This is a genomic window from Rhodococcus sp. NPDC127593 (assembly GCF_042671975.1).
GTDB lineage: Bacteria > Actinomycetota > Actinomycetes > Mycobacteriales > Mycobacteriaceae > Rhodococcus_F.
In genome coordinates, this window is the sequence record NZ_JBHXWI010000018.1 from 121,613 (window position 1) to 137,814 (window position 16,202).

Annotated in this window: 16 protein-coding genes and 2 pseudogenes; 10 read left to right on the plus strand and 8 right to left on the minus strand. The window is 67.0% G+C overall.

Features of this window, described 5'->3' with window-relative positions; translation table 11 throughout:
- The first annotated feature begins 46 nt into the window (after positions 1-46).
- Entirely contained in the window at positions 47-793 is a 747-nt protein-coding gene (locus ACFVJ3_RS18590; protein WP_378453412.1) for a glycoside hydrolase family 25 protein, read from the plus strand.
- Positions 794-801: 8 nt separating this feature from the next.
- Here the strand turns inward: ACFVJ3_RS18590 and ACFVJ3_RS18595 are convergent, their stop codons facing one another.
- Positions 802-2,067: a hypothetical protein gene (locus ACFVJ3_RS18595; protein ID WP_378453413.1), complete on the minus strand. Its 1,266-nt coding sequence runs from the start codon at positions 2,065-2,067 to the stop codon at positions 802-804.
- Between the two features lie 463 nt (positions 2,068-2,530).
- Between ACFVJ3_RS18595 and ACFVJ3_RS18600 the strand changes: the two genes are divergently transcribed.
- The 4 genes from ACFVJ3_RS18600 (at position 2,531) to ACFVJ3_RS18615 (ending at position 7,353) form a co-directional block, all read left to right on the plus strand.
- The gene (locus tag ACFVJ3_RS18600; RefSeq protein ID WP_378453414.1) at positions 2,531-3,760 is read left to right on the plus strand and encodes a glycosyltransferase; all 1,230 of its coding nucleotides are present in this window, start codon (positions 2,531-2,533) and stop codon (positions 3,758-3,760) included.
- Between the two features lie 4 nt (positions 3,761-3,764).
- Positions 3,765-5,909 (plus strand): RNA polymerase recycling motor ATPase HelR, encoded by a 2,145-nt coding sequence (helR, locus tag ACFVJ3_RS18605; RefSeq protein WP_378453415.1) that lies wholly within the window; start codon positions 3,765-3,767, stop codon positions 5,907-5,909.
- A gap of 126 nt (positions 5,910-6,035) precedes the next feature.
- On the plus strand, positions 6,036-6,452 hold the full coding sequence (locus tag ACFVJ3_RS18610; protein WP_378453416.1) for a hypothetical protein: 417 nt from the start codon (positions 6,036-6,038) through the stop codon (positions 6,450-6,452).
- A 121-nt stretch (positions 6,453-6,573) separates the two neighbouring features.
- Positions 6,574-7,353 carry a DUF899 domain-containing protein gene (locus ACFVJ3_RS18615; RefSeq protein ID WP_378453417.1) on the plus strand — a complete coding sequence of 260 codons (780 nt, stop codon included), beginning with the start codon at positions 6,574-6,576 and terminating at the stop codon, positions 7,351-7,353.
- 603 nt (positions 7,354-7,956) lie between these two features.
- On the opposite strand, the gene ACFVJ3_RS18620 is transcribed toward ACFVJ3_RS18615, so the two are convergent.
- From ACFVJ3_RS18620 to ACFVJ3_RS18635, 4 genes are all read right to left on the minus strand, one after another.
- Complete coding sequence (locus ACFVJ3_RS18620) at positions 7,957-8,391, minus strand: hypothetical protein (RefSeq protein WP_378453418.1); 435 nt, start codon at positions 8,389-8,391, stop codon at positions 7,957-7,959.
- A 227-nt stretch (positions 8,392-8,618) separates the two neighbouring features.
- Positions 8,619-9,665: a MerR family transcriptional regulator gene (locus tag ACFVJ3_RS18625; RefSeq protein ID WP_378453419.1), complete on the minus strand. Its 1,047-nt coding sequence runs from the start codon at positions 9,663-9,665 to the stop codon at positions 8,619-8,621.
- 14 nt (positions 9,666-9,679) lie between these two features.
- Entirely contained in the window at positions 9,680-10,345 is a 666-nt protein-coding gene (locus ACFVJ3_RS18630) for a HEAT repeat domain-containing protein (RefSeq protein WP_378453420.1), read from the minus strand.
- 77 nt (positions 10,346-10,422) lie between these two features.
- Positions 10,423-10,908, minus strand: a complete 486-nt coding sequence (locus tag ACFVJ3_RS18635) for a carboxymuconolactone decarboxylase family protein (RefSeq protein WP_378453421.1) — start codon at positions 10,906-10,908, stop codon at positions 10,423-10,425.
- 207 nt (positions 10,909-11,115) lie between these two features.
- Between ACFVJ3_RS18635 and ACFVJ3_RS18640 the strand changes: the two genes are divergently transcribed.
- Positions 11,116-12,051, plus strand: coding sequence for an RNA polymerase sigma-70 factor (locus ACFVJ3_RS18640; RefSeq protein ID WP_378453422.1), 936 nt, complete (start codon positions 11,116-11,118; stop codon positions 12,049-12,051).
- Between the two features lie 14 nt (positions 12,052-12,065).
- On the opposite strand, the gene ACFVJ3_RS18645 is transcribed toward ACFVJ3_RS18640, so the two are convergent.
- Entirely contained in the window at positions 12,066-12,665 is a 600-nt protein-coding gene (locus tag ACFVJ3_RS18645) for a DUF2867 domain-containing protein (RefSeq protein WP_378453423.1), read from the minus strand.
- Here ACFVJ3_RS18645 and ACFVJ3_RS18650 point away from each other — a divergent pair.
- The gene (locus ACFVJ3_RS18650; RefSeq protein ID WP_378453424.1) at positions 12,643-13,299 is read left to right on the plus strand and encodes a TetR/AcrR family transcriptional regulator; all 657 of its coding nucleotides are present in this window, start codon (positions 12,643-12,645) and stop codon (positions 13,297-13,299) included. The two genes, ACFVJ3_RS18645 and ACFVJ3_RS18650, sit on opposite strands and share 23 nt — an antisense overlap.
- 42 nt (positions 13,300-13,341) lie before the next feature.
- Here ACFVJ3_RS18650 and ACFVJ3_RS18655 read toward each other — a convergent pair whose 3' ends face one another.
- A complete protein-coding gene (locus ACFVJ3_RS18655) occupies positions 13,342-14,004 on the minus strand; it encodes a class I SAM-dependent methyltransferase (protein WP_378453425.1) in 663 nt (220 codons plus the stop codon).
- Positions 14,005-14,038: 34 nt separating this feature from the next.
- On the opposite strand from ACFVJ3_RS18655, the gene ACFVJ3_RS18660 reads away from it, so the two are divergent.
- Positions 14,039-14,695 carry a maleylpyruvate isomerase N-terminal domain-containing protein gene (locus ACFVJ3_RS18660; RefSeq protein ID WP_378453426.1) on the plus strand — a complete coding sequence of 219 codons (657 nt, stop codon included), beginning with the start codon at positions 14,039-14,041 and terminating at the stop codon, positions 14,693-14,695.
- Between the two features lie 120 nt (positions 14,696-14,815).
- Here the strand turns inward: ACFVJ3_RS18660 and ACFVJ3_RS18665 are convergent, their stop codons facing one another.
- Entirely contained in the window at positions 14,816-15,004 is a 189-nt protein-coding gene (locus tag ACFVJ3_RS18665; RefSeq protein WP_378453427.1) for a hypothetical protein, read from the minus strand.
- A gap of 220 nt (positions 15,005-15,224) precedes the next feature.
- Between ACFVJ3_RS18665 and ACFVJ3_RS18670 the strand changes: the two are divergent.
- Positions 15,225-15,843, plus strand: a pseudogene (locus ACFVJ3_RS18670) (acetyl-CoA C-acyltransferase); the annotation flags it as partial.
- A 4-nt stretch (positions 15,844-15,847) separates the two neighbouring features.
- A pseudogene (locus ACFVJ3_RS18675) lies at positions 15,848-16,201 on the plus strand (beta-ketoacyl synthase N-terminal-like domain-containing protein); the annotation flags it as partial.
- Between the last annotated feature and the right edge of the window lies 1 nt (position 16,202).

A 16,202-nucleotide genomic window follows, 5' to 3' on the forward strand; every position in this document is an offset into this window, starting at 1 on the left:
GTCCGTTGCCACGTGCGGATAGCGGGAAGACGTTACCCTCGGGCGCATGGCTATCGGGGTGAAGGTCCGAAGGTTCTCCAAGATCGCACCACTACTGCTCGCCGGTGCGCTCGCGGCGGCAGTGCCGGGGCATGCTGCCGCCGAACCCGTCAGAGGTCCGGACGTGGCCTCGTGGCAGCACCCGGGCGGGTCACCGATCGACTGGTTCGCCGTCCGCAACGCCGGCCACGACTTTTCGATGGTCAAGGCCACCGAGAGTCTCAATTACGTCAATCCGTTCTTCGTCCAGGACTGTCTCGCCATGCGGGTGGCCGGCGTTGCCCGCGGCGCGTACCACTACGCCGATCCCACCCAGTCGCCGGAAGCGCAGGCTGCGTTCTACTCGACGGTGGTGCTGGGCATCAACGGTCCGGGTGACATGCCCCCGGTCCTCGACCTCGAGCAATCCGGTGGGCTGCCGCCCGCGGCGTTGATCGACTGGACGCACCGCTACCTCGACACCGTCCAATCGCTCACCGGACGTCAGCCGATCATCTACACGTACCCGAACTTCTGGCGGACGGCGATGGCGAACACCAACGAGTTCGCCGGCTACCCGCTGTGGATCGCCGACTACAACGGTCAGAACACGCCCGGCCCCCTCCCCGGCGGCTGGAGCAACTGGACGTTCTGGCAGTACACCAGCACCGGTCGCATCGCCGGCGTCAACGGCGACGTCGACCTCAACGTCTACAGCGGGGCGCAGGGCGACTTCGCGCGGTACTCCAACAGCGCATCCCCCTTCGGCAGCTGACAGTCGGATCAATCCCGGCACGCCGGATTTCCGGGGAACGCCGGGACGCCGACTCGGCAGCCGACGTCGGTGACGGCGGTCAACCGCTCGACCGGCTCCCGGATCTCGAGCGCCGGCACGAGGCCGTCGGTCAGGAGTGCATTCTTGGTCGCCGGCGCCGTGGCGCGCTCGTCGAGGGTTCCCCGCACCCGTGCGAAGTTGACGAGTTCGTCGTACACCATCGACAGGGCCGCCTCGGTGGTCCGGTCTTCCGGGTGCAGCCCGGCGAAGTCCACGCCCGTCTCGTATTCGTGGCGGACGGCATGCGGACCCTGGTCGCAGGTGGGCTGGTTCAGATCGATCCGAAAGTCCGGCCCGCCCGGGCCCGGCGGCGTGATCGTGCCGGCGTCGGTGCAGACGTGGTGTGAGATGCGATCGCCGAGTGCGTGAATGTAGATGCCGGTCCGCGCATTCCAGGAGTTCTCGCCGATCCAGGAGTCGAATTGTGACGACAGGACCGTGTCGGAGATGACCTGCTGCCCGGTCATGTTGGTGAACGGGATGGCGGCCGGAGTCTCCAGGCTGTACGTGCCGTTGATCTGCACGGGATTCGCATCCCCGTAACATGTTGCGCCCGTGGCATAGTCGCCGTTCTCCGAGAGGTTCGTGAAACCTCCCGTGCACAACGGAGCGCCGCTTCCCGGACCGGACAGGGCCCAATTCCGTAGGTGCGTGAGCATGACCTCGTGCCGTGGATCGTCGACATCGGGGTGCAACCCGATGGGCAGGGGATCCATCGGTCCGCGCATCGTGGGCAGGAAGTGGAAGAGGAACCCGCCGGTGTCGAAGTGGGTGCGCACCAGTCCGCTGATGTCCTTGGTGGTCAGTGCGCCGGCATCCGGGACGAGCCGGCCGAAGATGTCGCGGGGGGCGAACGTGCCGAGGTCGGTCGCTTCGTCGTACGCCGCGATCCAGTACGCATCCAGCTCCGAGAAGCCGACGGTGCGGGCGATGATGTACGTCGAGTCCGAATGCACGAGACTCCGTCCGCCGAGCGGGCGGCGCAACGTGAACCCGTAGCGGACGAACGCCTCGGCGCCGCAGATCGGCGAGTTGGGATCGTCGAGTAGGCATTCCGGTGGCAGCGGGGCGCAATTGTGCGGTGGGGCACCGTCCTCGGTGTAGCAAATATCCTCGGCGAATCCGTACACCGGTGGCGGTGACACGACGAAGGCGGCAGCGGTAAGCGACAGCGCCACGATGGTTCCACCGACTCTTCGAGTGAATCTTCTCATCGAGGTGCACCTTTCGGTGTGGCCGAGTAGATCAACATTAACACCGGGGAACAAGTGGGATGCGCGGTTCTCTCGAGTGCGGCCGGTTGGCGGAGTCACCTTCGTGCACGCTGCGATTCGCGGCGTCGGCGAAATGTGCAAGGGTTGTCCTTCATCCAGGACCAGCTCCTGCGCTGTCTATGAACTGCATACCAGCACAGTCGAATTCGTCTGATCGGCGCTCGCAATGTCGGGGTTCGCGACGTCGTGACCGAAGGCCCGCAGCGCGGGTCGCAGAAAGCTCTGCTAGAGCGACGATGTCACGCTCGCGAAGGATGTCCGTCCAATCGGACGATGAGGGAATGACGAGAAACAACTCTCTTCCACTTTCAATTTATAGCGCACCGGGGGGCTTGCGGCAAGGCCCGGGTGGTGTCGCAGAATTACCGGCCGTAGCCAGAACCTGCGGAAAGGGGAGTCGCGAGTGCGTGTGTTGTTGTCGACGTATGGGTCGCGTGGGGACGTCGAACCGTTGGTGGGACTCGTCGTGCAGTTGAAGGCGCTCGGCGCGGAGGTGCGGGTGTGCGCGCCGCCGGACGAGGATTTCGCGCAGCGGCTGGCCGGGGTCGGTGTGTCGATGGTGCCCGTCGGCCGGTCGGCGCGCGCGCTGACGACTGCGGCGCCGTCGTCGGCGGACCTGCCCCGGCGAGCGGCCGAGTTGATCGCCGGCCAGTTCGACGCGGTCACCGCGGCGGCCGAGGGATGCGACGCGTTGGTGGCGACCGGCGTGATGCCGGCCGCGGCCGGCGCGCTGTCGGTGGCCGAGAAACTGGGCATCCTTTCTGTGTCCGTGACCTTCCAGCAGCTCACCCTGCCGTCGCCGCATCGCCCGCCGCTGGCGTATCCGGGCCGGGCGTTCCCGCCGGACGTGACGGACAACCGGGTGCTGTGGGACCTGGACGCTCAGAGCATCGATGCGCTGTTCGGGGAGGCGCTCGACACCAACCGGGCGTCGATCGGCCTGCGCCCGGTGGGCAACGTTCGCGACTACGTCATCGGCGACCGGCCGTGGCTGGCGACGGACCCCATCCTGGATCCGTGGCAGCAGACGCCGGACCTCGACGTCGTACAGACCGGCGCGTGGGTCCCTCCCGACGACCGCCCACTCCCGGCCGACGTGGTGGCGTTCCTGGACGCCGGCACACCACCGGTGTACGTGGGCTTCGGCAGCATGCCCTTGCATGCGGCGACGGACGCCGCCCAGGTGGCCATCGAGGCGATCGGCGCGCAGGGCCGTCGCGCACTCGTCGGGCGCGGCTGGGCCGACCTGGCCCTGATCGACGACCTGGACGACTGCTTCGCCGTCGGCGAGGTCAACCAGCAGGCACTGTTCCGGCGCGTGGCCGCTGTCGTGCACCACGGCGGCGCCGGGACTACGACGACGGCCACCCTGGCCGGCGCGCCTCAGGTGGCGGTGCCGCAGGCGACGGACCAGCCGTACTGGGCCGGCCGGGTGGCCGACTTGGGCATCGGCGCGGCGCACGACGGTCCGGTTCCGACCTTCGAGTCCTTGTCGGCTGCGCTCACGGCGGCCCTGACCCCCGAGACCGGAGCACGAGCGGCCGCCGTGGCGGGCACGATCCGCACCGACGGAGCAGCGGTCGCCGCGACGTTGCTGCTCGACACGATCGGCCGAACCTCAGATCGGAGCTGATGACATGAAAAACCTGACTGCCAGTGCGTTCGATCTTCCCGACCACCTCGCACCCAAGGCGGACCCGACGCTGATCGCCGACGACGAGCGGCACTTCGCGGCCCTCGCGGAAAGCCTCGAGCAGTCGATCGCCGACCTGTCCCACCGCATCGATGCCGAGCGCAAGGCACCCCGCCGGCTGGGCCAGGAGGCGATGGAGCGGGACATGATGGTCCACCGGCTGACCGCTGAGCTGCGCGCCCTGCGCCGGTTCGGTTTGGACCTGTGCCTCGGGCACTTCGTCGGCGCTGACAACCCCGAGCCCGTGTACATCGGACGACTCGGCCTGATGGACCGTGCGGGCGATCAGCTGCTCGTCGATTGGCGCTCCCCCGTGGCCGAGCCGTTCTTCGGTGCGACCCACGGCAATCCGATGGGTCTGGCACGACGCCGCAGGTATCGCTGGACCCGCGGCCGGGTCAGCGACTACTGGGACGAGGTGTTCGCCCCGGACGGGTTCGCAGGGAATGCCGCGCTCGACGACCAGTCCGCGTTCATCGCCAGCCTGGGCAGCAACCGGTCGGCCCGGATGCGGGACGTGCTCGGCACCATCCAGGCCGACCAGGATGCCATCATCCGCGCGGGATCCCGTGGCGCCCTCGTCGTCGACGGCGGCCCGGGTACGGGCAAGACCGTCGTCGCGCTGCACCGCGCCGCGTACCTGCTCTACTCCGATCCCCGGCTCCGTCACGGCGTGCTGTTCGTCGGTCCTCACGAGCCCTACCTCGCCTATGTCGCCGATGTCCTGCCCAGCCTCGGAGAGGAGGGTGTGCAGCTCTGCACCCTGCGGGACCTCGTCGCCGAGGGTGCCACCGCGAAGATCGAAACCGACCCGGACGTGGCCCGCCTGAAGTCGTCCGCGGATTTGGTGAAGGCCATCGACGCGGCCGTGGAGTTCTACGAGGAGCCGCCCACCGACGGCATGACGGTCGCGACCGAGTGGTCCGACATCTGGCTGAGCACCGACGACTGGGCCGAGGCGTTCGAAGCGCCGGAACCCGGCACTCCGCACAACGAGGCGCGCGAGCAGATCTGGGAGCTGCTGCTCACGATCCTGATCGACAAGTACGACGGTGACGTTCCGACGGCACAGCTCCGGAAGTCGTTGCAGCAGAACGACGAATTGCGCACAACCCTCGACAACGCGTGGACCCTGATCGAGGCGGCCGACCTCGTCGCAGACCTGTGGTCGGTGCCCGCCTACCTGCGCAAGTGTGCTCCCTGGCTCGGCCCCGACGACGTTCGGAAGCTGCAACGCCCGGACGCCCAGCGTTGGACGGTGTCCGACCTGCCACTCCTGGACGCAGCACGGCAGCGGCTCGGCGACCCCGAGGAATCACGACGGCGGCGTCGACACAACGCCGCCGTCGCCGCCGAACGCGAGGAGAGGTCCAAGGTCATCGACGACCTGATCGCGGCCGATGCCTACGACGACGGTGAAAGCTTGATGACGCAGCTGCGGCAGAAGGACCTGCAGGAGATGCTGGTCGACGAAGCCGCGCTGTCCAGCACCGACCCCGACCTGCTCACCCGCACGTTCGCGCACATCGTCGTGGACGAAGCGCAGGAACTGACCGACGCCGAGTGGCAGATGTTGTTGCTGCGCTGCCCATCCCGGAGCTTCACCATCGTCGGTGACCGGGCCCAGGCCCGGCACGGGTTCACGGAGTCGTGGAAGGAACGGCTCGAGAGGGTCGGGCTCGACCGGATCGAGCTGGCCTCTCTGACCGTCAACTACCGGACGCCGAAAGAGGTCATGGCGGAAGCCGAGCCGGTCATCCGTGCCGTGCTCCCGGACGCCAACGTACCGACCTCCATCCGCAGCAACGACATCCCCGTCGTACACGGATCTGTTCCCGATCTGGGCTCGATCCTCGACACCTGGCTCGAATCGAACTCCGACGGGATCGCCTGCGTCATCGGCGATCCGACGTTCCGCGCAACGTCCCGCGTCCGTTCGCTGACCCCGGAGCTGTCGAAGGGGCTCGAGTTCGACCTCGTCGTCCTCGTCGACCCCGACACCTTCGGCAAAGGGATCGAAGGAGCGGTCGACCGCTACGTCGCCATGACCCGGGCGACCCAGCGACTCGTCATCCTCACGAGTACCTGACGTCGCCGCGGTGGTTTCGTTTAGAGAAGCGAACCACCAGTGACAATCCCGAGGCCTCCGAGAAGGATCGGAACCAACCGGTCTTGTTCGAAGCTGGGTCGATGTCTGGGAAGTGGGAGTGGAGAAATGGCTGACTACAACAGCGTTGTTTCGTTGTCCCGTGAGGAATTCGAGCGATCGGCGCCGAGCCAGGCGGAACTCGACGATGAAACCAAGTCGACGAAATCCGACGCAGTCGACATAGCGAAGATGGAGCGCCTCCTGGACCTGCGGCCGGGCATGCTGGCCGGTGACGAGTACTACCTCGAAAGATTGTCCTGTCAATGTTGTGGACGGCTGCTGACCATGTACGACTTCGTATTCACCGGCCTGGTAGACGCGAGCCACTCGAAGTCGCTTATCGTGCACACGTTTGTCGGAAACAAACTGGTTGTGAACGAGCCGCGGCGCATCAGGTGCTCGGCGTGTGGTGAAATCGCCCGGCACAGTCCTTGGTATCGGATGCCGCAAAGTTATGGATGTAGGCCGGCCCACTTCGAATAGGATCCACTCGAGTTCGTGCCGACGCGAATTCTGCGCGAAGCGAGACAATCTGCGCGGTCGGGGTGCCGTCGCCCAGAGTCGCCTGCGAGGATTGCAGGTGCCCTTCGAGAGGAGACGAGAGATGACTGCGTCCGATCCACAGGTCACCACCCGCGAGCAGTGGCTCGTCGCGCGACGCGATCTCCTCGCACAGGAGAAGGAGCTGACCCGCCACCGCGACCGGGTCAACGCCGCCAGGCGCGCGCTACCGATGGTCGAGATCACCGAGAACTACGTATTCGACGGCCCCGACGGCAGGACCAGACTCGGGGACCTGTTCGACGGCCGCAGCCAACTCCTGATCTACCACTTCATGTTCGAACCCGACGCCGATGAAGGATGCCCGTCGTGCTCGTTCACGATGGACAACCTCGGTTACCTCCAGCACCTCTATGCCCGGGACACGTCGTTCGCGGCCGTGTCGCGCGCACCGCTGGACAAACTCGAGCAGTACCGCCAGCGCATGGGCTGGACTTTTCCCTGGTACTCCTCGCACGGCAGCGATTTCAACTACGACTTCCACGTCACCCTCGACGCGTCGGTCGCACCGGTCGAATACAACTACAAGGACGAGGCCGAGCTCGAGCGGTTGAACCCCGCGTGGAAAGGCTGGTGCGGTGAAGAACACGGTGTCAGTGCTTTCCTCCGCCAGGGTGAGCGCATCTTTCACACTTACTCCGGCTATGCCCGCTCCACCGAGATTCTCCTCGGCACCTACCACTGGCTCGACCTCACCGCCCGCGGCCGCCAGGAAGGCTGGGAACCAGAACCCCGCCGCGGCGACGACCCCTTCATGAGTTGGCTGCGCCGCCACGACGAATACGAACCAGACGAGATTTCAGGAGAGAAGATCCCCGACTGACCGCTCCATCTGCCCGACTGAGCTACATCAGTTCGAGTCCCGTTGCCTGCAATTCGAGATAGTCGCGCACCAACAGGTGAGAACACGGCGTGGACACCGCAGTCCAGGGCGTGTGTTGGGGTAGTTGCAGTGCCAATGATTCTGGTGCCGCTTCGCGACACCTGATATCTGCCCGGAGTCGCGGCGTCAAGGAGTTCCACCACGCATCCAGCACATACCTGCACTGGGAGAGGTAATCGGAGAGTGGCCCTTGGAGAACCGCCACCTGCGGTACCGAATCAGCTCCACCACTGATACCTGCGACGCACGAGTCCCCGCATACGGCCATCACCTGCCCGATGAAGTGCGGCGGCATTATGCCCTCGGGGTTTCGGAGCAGAGCGAGGCGCGCGCCGGCGGAAAGGGCTTCATATGCCGCTTCGGGGTCGATTGCCTCGTCACCCATGCCACGAACGTACTCGGCTGTGGCCGTCTCCTATCAGGAACAGCAATATGTCGGAGACGAGGTCGGTCAGGCCCTTGGGTTCGCGCTGCTCGAACTCGGGCCACCTCCTGCTGTGGTCATCGCTGCACTCCTCGCTCTCGATTACCAGAGGTTCTCGCCTAATCGCCGCGCTTGCCGGGCGGTCGTTCCTCAGCTGGCTCTGCCGTCGCGTCGTCGTCGACTTTCCCTACCGCGCCCACGGTGGCGCCTCCGGCCGTGTCCGCGGTTCCCTCGAGCAGGTGTTCGGCGGTCTCGAGGACCGCATCGCTGCTGCGGAGCAGCCGATTGTCGAGTGCGTCGACTCGGGCGGTGACGGCGGTCATCGCCGCCACTTTCACGGCGTCGAGGAGTTGGCCACGCACCGATTCACTGAGCTCGGCGAACTCGGGTGAGGATTGGAGCAGTGTGGCGGCCCGGTCCACCATCTCCTGAGGTCCCCCGGCGAGGCGGCCGGCACTCGCCGCCGCGAGCAGTAGTCCCAGTTTCTTCCGATGCGCCCGGCCCAGCCAATAGCCCACGACCACCGCTGCAGCGACCTGCAAGCGAGCTATCATCGTCGACTCCCTTCACCCGGATCGGCGATCGCTGGTCGACGCTGGTCGACCCGGAGCTGGCCGCCCGGCGTACCCGAAATCGTCAAGTCGGTGTGTACCACCCCGAACCCGACTACCCGCAACGGATCGCCGTCAATCGGTCAAAGACCGCAATTGGCTGGGAAATTCGGTACGTGTGACGGGCGGTAGTAACGGTCCGACCCGGTCGCTTCTCCGCGGGATTCCGGCTAGGACAGCCTTCGGACGGGTCGGAGGCTCGACGTTCGGACGATTCGTCCACGGTCCAGCGTGTTCACGATCGCTGCCGCGGTCGACGCGATCGTCCGGTCGCCGTCGTGGGTCAGCCGGTCGAGTGCCCGCCGCGCCGCCGTGCCGGGAATCTCGGCGAGCGCCTGCGTGATCCGCAACCGCGTGGGCGGGTCATCGGCGTTGTCGAGCTTGTCCTGCATGACCTCGACGATGTCGTCGGCCGAGGGCGAGACCGTGGTCAGCAGGCCCAGCACTTCAGCGGCCTCGACATCGCGCCGCCCCTCGACGACCATCTCGATCAGGGTGGGCATCGAGTCGATGTTTCCGCGAGAGCCGAGAGCGAGGGCCGCGTACCCGCGGACCGTGGCGTCCGAATCCTCGAGAGCTCGTCTCAGTTGGACCGTTGCCTCGGCGGTGTGGATTGCCGCTATCGCGGCAGTGGCGCGACGCCGGACGTCGACCTCCTCCGCGTCGAGACCGTGGGCCAGATCCGCGAGTCCCCGACCGGCGACCCGTGCCAACGACCACTGCAGCGCTCCGGCCACATTGAGGTCGTCCTCCGACAGGATGGCTTCGACCAGCGATTCGACGGGCAGCGCCGCAGTCCCGCTCTGAGACAGGATCGCTTGTTGACGGCGGGCCGCGGACTCCGATTCGAGCGCACGCAACAGACTGACGATGCGCAGGACATCGTCCCACTCCGCCGGCGAGGCGGCGTCGACTCGTTCGAGCTTGCCGAGCAGTTCCTCCTCGGCGGCGATCCGCTGGCGGGTGTGGCGGATGAGGTCTCCCACCAGATCGGCCGGTGCGAAATCGGGCTCGTCCAGTGCCCGCTTGGCTTCGTTCAACGACAGCCCCAAGGTCCTCAGGCTCTCGACGTGGAAGAGCCGTCGGATGTCGTCGGCGGAGTACTCGCGGTAGCCGCCGGACGTGCGGCCCGTGGGTTTTACCAGTCCCAACGTGTCGTAGTGACGCAACATCCGCGTGCTGACACCGCAACGCCGCGAGACCTCACCGATCAACATCCCATCTCCTCCTACTACGTGTCCGGACCGGCGACCGCGACGCGCTTCGCCGTCTCGACCGCGAGGGTGAACCCACTGTCGGGGTCGTGGCAGAGCCGCCTCGTCGCATCCGCATGCGCACGAATGCGCGGATCGGGACTCGTCCCGGCTGCGTCGAGGACCGGTAGGACAGCGTCGCCGAGTCCCACCAGCGCACGGCTCAGACTGAGCTGCATGTGCTGGTCGCCCCGTCCGAGTTCGGTCGCCAGATCGACCGCGAGCGCAGCCTCGTCGCCGGGCGGCACGAGTGCCACGGCCGCCCGCCACGCACTGCGCGCGACCTCGTCGTGCTCGTCGTGCAGCAGTGCCGACACCGCGGGCCAGGCGAGCCGGTCCCCGATCTTGGACAGGGTGTGCAGCGACTGACTGCGGGCCTGCGCGGTGCCGGAACCGAGCTCTCGGACCAGTCTCGGCACCGTGAGCTCGGTCGGCTGGCGGCACAATGCCCAGGTCAGCATGTCCCGGACGAAGAAGTCCGGTTCGATGGCACTCCGATCGACGAGAGTGTCCGTGAGATTCGGATCGGGGCGTGTGCCTGCAGAGAGCGCCGCCCGCAGCCGACCCGACGGGTCGGCTGCGGCCAGAGCGTCGACGAGGTGAGCATGCGGCCCACCGTGGTTGGTTGTGTTCACGACAACCACCTCCTTCGTCGACCATTCGAGTCCTTGTCACTGTGTCAGGGTCAAGGACTCGTTGTCAGGGGGCCGTCGTCTGCCGGTCAGCTCGTCATACTGGCGAACATGCCGGGCTCGTAGGAACCCGCCGGGTTGCGCACGATCACGTTGATCCGGTTGGCGGCGTTGATGAGGGCGACCAGGGAGACCAGCGCGGCGATCTGGCCGTCGTCGTAGTGCTTGCGCACCTGGGCCCAGGTCTCGTCGGACACGCCGTGGTGGGCGTCGGCGAGCCGGGTACCTTCCTCGCTGAGTGCCAGCGCGGCCCGCTCGGCCTCGGTGAACACGGTGGCCTCGCGCCAGGCGGCGACGAGGTTGAGCCGGACCGGGGTCTCGCCGGCGGCCGTGGCGTCCTTGGTGTGCATGTCGGTGCAGAAGCCGCAGCCGTTGATCTGGCTGGCCCGGATCTCGACCAGGTGCTGGGTGGCCTTCGGCAGCGGCGATTGGTCGATCACCAGGGCGGCGTTGGCGAACCGCTTGCCGAATTTCAGGGCGATCTCGTTGTCGAACAGGTTGAATCGGGCGTCCATGACTTCGTCCTCACTCGTGGCGTCGTGTGATGGTCTGTACGAACATGAGATGCCGGCCACCCGATCCTTGTGACAATCGCTCACGCCGCGGCCTCGCGGTCACGTAATTTGGCAGCGGGCAACACGGGTCGGCAGCCGTCTGGTGTCACAAAACGGCGGGGTCCGGTGTCTGGTGTGTGACACAGTCGAGAGTGAAGAGGAGCCACCATGGCCGGCACGTCGCAGACCACGCCCGCAGATCGCGGTGGGAGCCAGGACGATCGTTCGGACCCCGCTACCGAGGCGTTCGTCGCCCACCGCAACCTGCTGTTCACCGTCGCCTACGAGATGCTCGGCTCGGCCGCCGACGCGGAAGACATCCTCCAGGAGACCTGGCTGCGGTGGGCGGGCGTCGATCTCGACACGGTGCGCAATCAGCGTGCGTATCTGGTCCGGATCACTACCCGCCAGGCGCTCGTCCGGCTGCGCACACTCAGCAGGCGCAAAGAGTCCTACGTCGGCCCCTGGTTGCCCGAGCCGCTGCTGACCGCGCCCGATGTGGCCGAGGACGTCGAGTTAGCCGACAGCGTCTCGATGGCGATGCTGCTGGTGCTGGAGACGCTCGCGCCGACCGAGCGGGCGGTGTTCGTGCTGCGTGAGGTGTTCGCTCTGGAGTACGGCGAGATCGCGGCTGCCGTCGGCAAGAGCCCGGACGCCGTCCGCCAGATCGCGCACCGGGCGCGGGCACATGTCGCGGCGCGCAGGCCGCGCGGCGCCGTTTCCCCGGCCGAGTCCCGGGACGCACTCGAGGCGTTCCAACGGGCGCTCGAGACGGGCGATCTGCAGAGCCTGCTCGACCTGCTCGCACCGGACGTCGTCCTGTTGGGTGACGGTGGCGGAGTGAAGCAGGCTGTGCTGCGGCCCATCGTGGGGGCCGACAAGGTGGGTCGCCTGCTAGCGGCCGGCCTGCCCCGGATCGACGGCGAGGTGTCGGTCGAGCCGGTGCAGATGAACGGCTCCCCGGCTCTGATCGTCCGGCTCGACGGGGAGATCGACGACGTCGTGGCGGTGCGGATGGACGACGGCATGATCACCGGTCTCTACATCGTGCGCAACCCCGAGAAGCTGTCGCGCGTCGAGCGGGAAACCGCGGTGAGCCGCTGATCCGAAAAGCCGCCCTACCTCGTCGCTGCTTGGTGGCGGTCGCGCCACGCTCGCTCCCATTGCCGGGTCAGGGCCGGGTAGACGATGAGGTACCGGAAGGGCGCGATGGCGGTCATGTAGAGCCGCCCGAACCAACCGTTGGGCTTGACGAGAACGGTCATCTGCAGCTCGTAATCGCCGTTCGCTCCTCTCGCCCAGCCGAGATGCATCACGGTGTGCACGGTCTTGTTCGCCAGCTCGCGGGCGGACTCCGTGTCGAGCTCGTACACCGCGGTGAGGGGCATGCCGTCGTCGTCCGGGCCGCGCGGAGCGGCGCGGAGATCGCCGGGCAGGCGGTCGCGGAGCGAGGCAACCCGCTCACCGACACCGGTTGACGGATTGTCCCAACCGAAGAGCGCCCCGAGCTTCCACCGAACGGCGAACAACAACCTCACCGGCCGGGGCTGCTTCGCGGGTCCCCCCGCGGTTCGCATCGCCGCGAGCATCGTCGGGAAGTCGTCGGGCCCGGCTCCGGGAGTGCGGAACGACCACACGTCCTCGACGTCGAAGTCACTCGTGAATTCGTGGATGCGCCAGGGCTGCTCGATGTAGGTGGCCTCTGCTATTCGTGGCACTGTCGTCCCCGATCTATACGGCACCGTATATTTCATCTATACGGTACCGTACAAATTGAACGCGATCAATGGAGGTGGCCCGATTCCCGCCGTCGCCCGCACGACACGAGCCCGTTGGATAGAGGCGGGCCTGGACGCCCTCGCACGAGGAGGACCCGACGCCGTCCGCGTCGAGACACTCGCCGCCGAACTCGGCGTGACGAAGGGCGGGTTCTACGGCTACTTCGACGGCCGTCCCGCACTGCTCACCGAGATGCTCGACGAGTGGGAACGCCGCTGCACCAAAGCCGTTATCGCCCAAGCCGATGCCGAAGGCGGCACCCCTGCCGACAGAATCCGGCGCGTGGGGCAACTGACCTACTCGGAGGACTTTCAACGGATCGATCTCGCGATCCGGGCCTGGGCCCACCACGACCGGTCCGTCGCGACGCGCCTGCAGCGCATCGACAACGAGCGGATGGATTTCCTGCGGAAGATGTTCGGCACCTTCGTCACCGACCCCGACGAGATCGAGGCACGCAGCACGCTCATGTTCGGGCTCGCGATCGGCCGCCACTTCATCGTCGCGGACCACCCCGGGTACACCAAACGCGAAGCCATCCAGCTTGCCGGAGAATTCCTCTTGCGCCCGTAAGGTACGAACTGTCCTGCCGAGTAAGGGTTTCTGCCGACCGGCTCAGTCGCGGTGAGCCGACAGTAGCCACGCCGGCAGCATGGTCCGGCCCTTCTCGTCGTGCTCCCAGTTCGCGGCCTGCTCCGGGCCTAGTAGTGCGTGGATGAAGGCCGGGCGAATGTCGTCGATGGTCCAGAACTCGGCGACGGCCTCGCGCAGCTCGTCGTCGGTCACCGGGTTCGGTCCTTCCCCCTCGGGGAAGGCGCCCTTTGCGAACACCAGGATGTAGTAGGACGCGCCGGGCGCGGCCGCCCGGGCGACGGCGTGCAGGTAGTCGCGCCGCCGGTCGACGGGGAGGGAATGGAACAGGGTGCTGTCGACGATCGTGGAGAACCGGCCGTCGAAACCCGTGAACGAGCTGATGTCCGCCACCTGATAGGTGGCCGTCGTCAGTCCACGATCGGCGACGGCGGCCCGGGCCACCGCGATGGCCGTCGGCGACAGGTCCAGGCCGACCACTGTGTACCCCTGCGCCGCCAGATGGAGCGACGTCTCGGCATGTCCACAGCCCGCGTCCAACACGTCGCTGCGGAATTTGCCCTCCGCGATCAGCGCGGCGATCTCGGGCTGCGGCTCACCGATGTTCCACGGCACCTGTCCCGAAAATTCCTCCGCTTTGCCTCGGTAGATCTCGTCCCACGGCGCAACCTGGTTCTCCTCGGTCATGACATCGACGGTACGCCGGCACTACCGTGACGATGTGGATCTTTTCTTCCGCTCGTGGTCGGCGTTGCGCACCGCGGTCGCCGAATTCCCGGACGAGGACTTCGCACAGCCGTCCGGCTGCACCGGCTGGCTTGTACGGGATCTGGTGTGCCACCTCATTATCGATGCGCAGGACGTCCTGATCACCCTCGTGACCCCCGCGGACACGGAACCGACCCGCGACGCCGTGACCTACTGGGACCTCGCCGACACGCCGCCGACCGGCGACGACCCGCTCGACGCGCTGATCGTCCGGCTGGCCGCCGCGTACCAGGAGCCTCGGCTGCTGAAGTTCCACTTCGACGACGTCGGCTCAACCGCCGGCCGCGCCGCCGAACTCGCCGACCCGGACCTGTGGGTCAGCACCCGCGACGAGGTCCTCACCGTCGACGACTACCTCTCCGCGTACGTCCTGGAGTCGACGCTGCACCACCTCGACCTGATCGCCCACCTCCCGGGCGCGGCGGAACCGCCCGCAGAGGGGCTGGCCCGGTCCCGCGACATGCTGGAGAAGATCGCAGGGGCCGCGTTCCCCGCGTCGTTCTCCGACACAGACGCGCTGCTGGTCGGCACCGGACGGCGGGCCCCGACCGACGCGGAGAAGGCCGAACTCGGCGCGCTGGTCACGAACCTCCCTCTCGTCCTCGGATGATCGTTCAGCCGACCGTGACCTTCCGCGTGGGCAAGGCTGACCCTGAGCTGCGCCGTGCTGCCGTCGAAGGCGACAACCACGAATTCGAACTGCCCATCTCGTACCGGTCTCCCGACGTCATTAGCCGACGCAGAAGGTGCCACCGGCTCTGCCGGTGCCGGTGGCGGAACGGACGACAGGCCAGCGCGCGAGCCTGCTCGTGTGAGTTGTTTCGTCGTCGCCCCTATTGGCGAAAAAGACGATTGCCAGCACGGCGGCGGATGCTGTTACCGGGCCGCTGAGGGCCTCGTTCACCGGCTCGATCGTCACCGGCGCAGGATATCCGGGTGCCCCGACATCCTGCGGAGCAAAACCGCGTTGACGTCGAGACCGATATGACACTGACTATTCGGATCCACCGTGTGATGTTTGTGTTCGAGGGACGGCGCCGATCGAGTGGAAGTGCGGGAGGCAGGTCCGGAAATGCCTGTAGGCGGGGCGGGACAGCGTATGAAGTACGGCGGTACAGGGTGCGTCCCCGCCGACCTCCACCGACGAGCACCCGCGCCGTGATGTCACGGCAGAGTCGTTGTCGGCGTTGCGGCCCATCCGGTCGCGCGTCGACCCGGAGGCGACCGTGACCGCGGGCAACGCCTGCGGTCAGAATGACGCGGCCGCCGCCGAGATCGTGACCACCCCCGAGAACGCGGAACGTCTGGGCCTGCGCCCGTTCGCCCGGCTCGTAAGCTGGGGCGTCGCCGGAGTGGAGCCGAACCGGATGGGCATCGGCCCGGTCCCCGCCGTGGACAAGGCTCACCCGGGCGAGGCTCATCCTGAACGACATCGATCTCCTCGAGATCAACGAGGCGTTCGCAGCGCAGGTGCTGGCGTGCGCGCGGGAGTGGAAGTTCGACGTGTCGGACATGCGAGACCGGTTCAACGTCAACGGATCCGGCATCTCCCTCGTTCACCCCGTCGGCGCCACCGGCGGTCGTATCCTGGCCAACCTGCTCCGCGAACTCGACCGCCGCCAGGCCCGCTACGGCATCGAGACGATGTGCATCGGCGGTGGGCAGGGCATCGCGGCCGTGTTCGAGAACGTCAACCTTCAACCCTTCCCCTCCGGCGGTAATCACCGTTCAGCTCCAGTTCGCAGCGACAGGTACTGACTCGGTGGTCCGCACCCCCGTCGGGGGATTCGGCGGCGTATACCGTGACGTCCCCGTCACCACCCTCGCCTCGACGGTGTTGAAGGGCCTGATCGAGCGGACGTCGATCACGTCCGAGGACATCGACGACGTCACCTTCGGTCAGGGCTACGCCAACGGCGAGGCGGCGGCCATCGGCCGGATCGCTGCGCTCGATGCAGGCCTCGACGTCACCGTGCCCGGCATCCAGCTCGACCGCCGCTGCGGCTCCGGGCTGCAGGCGGTGATCTACGCGGCCATGCAGGTGCAGACCGGGATGAGCGATCTGGTGATCACGGGCGGCGCCGAGTCGATGAGCCAGACCGAGTTCTACAGCTCAC